The organism is Fulvivirga aurantia, assembly GCF_009711475.1.
In the GTDB taxonomy this organism is placed as follows: domain Bacteria; phylum Bacteroidota; class Bacteroidia; order Cytophagales; family Cyclobacteriaceae; genus Fulvivirga; species Fulvivirga aurantia.
In genome coordinates, this window is sequence record NZ_SMMD01000467.1 from 1 (window position 1) to 3,014 (window position 3,014).

Sequence of the window (3,014 nt, forward strand, 5' to 3'; positions counted from 1 at the left end):
ATTAGAATTCTTAAGGTGTGGGTGGGAGTGCCTCTGAAAAATTTAATCGTCAATCCGTCTTAAACTTCCTGGACCCAAAAGCCCTGGCTAGCTCAGGGTATTCTTCAAATAGTCTCCGAAGCATCTGGATGTCACTGGTAGCCATTTCAAAATTATCGTCATCAATATCCGTCCACTCTAAAGTGATTTTAACCTTTTTTATTTGCAAAGGTCTGCGCAGGCTCTTTTTTAATTTATAGTGATCTAAAATATGGGCCGCGCTGGTAGGCTGGGCCAAACTGGCGTTTATCTGATAAAACTTCTTACCTTCAGAGACAGTCACATGTAGATAATAACATTTCTTAAATACTCCCCTGTCCTCAATCTTGTATATCCCCGGTTCAAACTGCATACTACAAAGATATACAATTACTAATATATTTAGTTTTTACTAATATTATTATTAAAAAGTCGTGTGAATTTACAGTAGGCCGACAACTATAGGAGTAGCTATATCTGCAAAAAATGTAATCCCTGATTTAAACCAAAACACCCTGACATGAGTCAGGGTGCTTTAACCAATCTATGAAGAAAAAAATTTACTTGATTTCTGGTAAGTTAATTTTAAGTTCAATAGAGTAAAGTCTTCCGATAAATGGAGAAGCTGTAAACTCTCTAAACTCGGCATCAAACAAGTTGGTAACCTGTCCAGATAAAGTAAATTTCTCGTTGAAGTGATAGCCTAGTCCAAGATCGACATCTACGAAACCGCCAAGAGGGCCGTAATTCCACGTATCAGTACTCCTTGCATCTTCAACAACAGGAGTTCCTCGATATACAAGGTCCTGCGTTTCTGCAGCAATCTGAAAGCTAGAAAAATAGTCGTATTCCTGAACCCATCTCGCGAATACCGTTCCAAACCATTTAGAATCGCTATAGTTTAATCCTATTCCGGCTTTATGCGTAGGAGCGTTTACTAACACATCCAGTTTATTGACCTCACCGTCATTGTTAAAATCATTTTCTTCCAGATTGTCTTCATCAACAGCGTAGTCGAAATAAGAGTAATTGAAATCTAAATTCACCTTGTTGCTGAATCTGTAGTTTAGTCCTAAATCAAATCCATAGGTGTCAATCTGACCAAAATTAACATAAGTAGCTACCAAGCCTCCAAAAACACCGTATCCACTTTGCACTTCAGAAATGGGCTGATCACCCCTTTGAGTTGTGACTCCCACCACTGTAACAGGGCTTAAAAAATCTTCTGACATATTATAAAAGGCATTAGCGTCTAAATAAAGTTTATCAATTGCCTGACCTTTATACCCTATCTCAAAAGATTTGATTTTTTCTACCTTTTGTTTTTCAATTGCTGAACCGTCATTTAATGTAAATCCTTCAGCATTACCCAAGATTAAACCGGAGAAAAGGTTACCGTACATGTTAAGAATGGTTGGTGCGGCTATACCTTCACTGTATGTCAGGCGGAAGGCACCATTTTCAACAGATTTTACCAACCCAACTTTGGGAACAAAATTGAACCCATACACTTCGTGATTATCTCCTCTAAAGGCAGCTGTTGCTTTGAGTCCACCTCCGAAGTCATATTCTCCCTGAGCATAAACCCCAACCTGATCTATTTGTATATAGTCTTCTTCATTTTTATCTAAAAGGTACGTGCCATGACTATTGGCTAAATCTCTTTGCCATTGAGCGCCTGTAACCAGGGCAAAGTCACCAAACTCATTATTATATTGAACTTCTGCATTATAACGCTGTGAGTCATCTATAAACCTGGCCCCACTAGCGTAAGACTGCTCACCACGTGCTTCCGAATCTGACATACCGGCATCTAAGAGTCGATAGTATTGTTTGGTGCGCTCATCGATTGCATAAGTATCATCCGTCTTACTGGTTGTCATGTAAGCTTGAGCAAACCAGTGCGGAGAAGTGTATTTTAACGAGAATACGTTGAGCTTCCAGTCAATAATTTGATTTCTACCTACATTGGTAGGTGCAAGGTAAGTGCTATTACTTCCCGTATAACCTAGTATGATATCAGAATCATCATTTACACTATAGTAGACTGATGCTCCTCCCTTGAGGAATTCAAAATCATTATCTAATTCCAATTCCTCGTACCCTTCTGGTGTTCCGTCAGGGCCAGGGTTGCCAGCAGCATCTTGCCTATCGATATAAACAGAGTCTGCAAACTCAAATTCTTCACCTCTGGTGTATTCACCTATGATTTTAAATGCCCATTTGTCATTGATTTTTTGGGCGTGCCTCAGCCTACTGGTAAACATACTCTGATTTCCAGCACCCAGTGCAAACGTAGTACCTGGTGTAGCTCTGGGATCTTTTAATACGGTGTTTACAAGTCCGTTATGAGCATTTGGCCCATAAAGCGCGGCATTTGGTCCCAGAATAACCTCCACACGATCAACATCTTCTTTTATTATTGTAGATAATGGCCCAAAAGGAAGACCTGTGGCAATTAAGGTTGCATATCTACCATCATTAATCTGTAGATTTTTAGCGTTGAAATTACTGTTGAAACCCCGGATATTTACTCCGGTACCCACAACACCAGATCTTACAAACTCAACCCCTTTTAATCTGGCAAGCAATTCTCCTGGATTAAACGAAGGAAGTTCAGCTATTTGCTTAGAACTAATTACCTGAATGGTTGCTGGCGTCTCAGTCAGCTTTTCGGCTCTCCTTGTAGCAGAAATAACTACTTGATTGGATAAGAATAACATAGATGGTGTTAAATAGATAGTACCTAAATCGGTAGCTCCTGACACATCTACATTCTGAACCATTTCGTCATAGCCTACATAAGTTACAACAATGGTATATTGACGGTTTTCCAGTCTCCTAATGGTAAAGTTTCCGTAAACATCGGTTGTGCTACCTTGAGTAGTACCCTGAATAGCCACATTAGCACCAATGAGTGGTTCTCCACTCGCATCAAGCACTCGTCCTGTAATCTCTCCAGATTGCGCATAAGTTGCTGCAACAGAAAACAAAAT

At 39.8% G+C, this 3,014-nt stretch carries 2 protein-coding genes; both read right to left on the reverse strand.

The features are described 5' to 3' along the window. Positions 1 to 49: 49 nt before the first annotated feature. A complete protein-coding gene (locus E1176_RS03130) occupies positions 50 to 391 on the reverse strand; it encodes a hypothetical protein (protein WP_155209122.1) in 342 nt (113 codons plus the stop codon). A 187-nt stretch (positions 392 to 578) separates the two neighbouring features. Beyond that, the coding region (locus tag E1176_RS03135) for a TonB-dependent receptor (protein WP_425482551.1) at positions 579 to 3,014 on the reverse strand (2,436 nt) is incomplete at its 5' end.

Coding starts and splice junctions, on each gene's coding strand:
- E1176_RS03130 (WP_155209122.1), bottom strand. CDS start 391: ATGCAGTTTGAACCGGGGATATACAAGATTGAGGACAGGGGAGTATTT.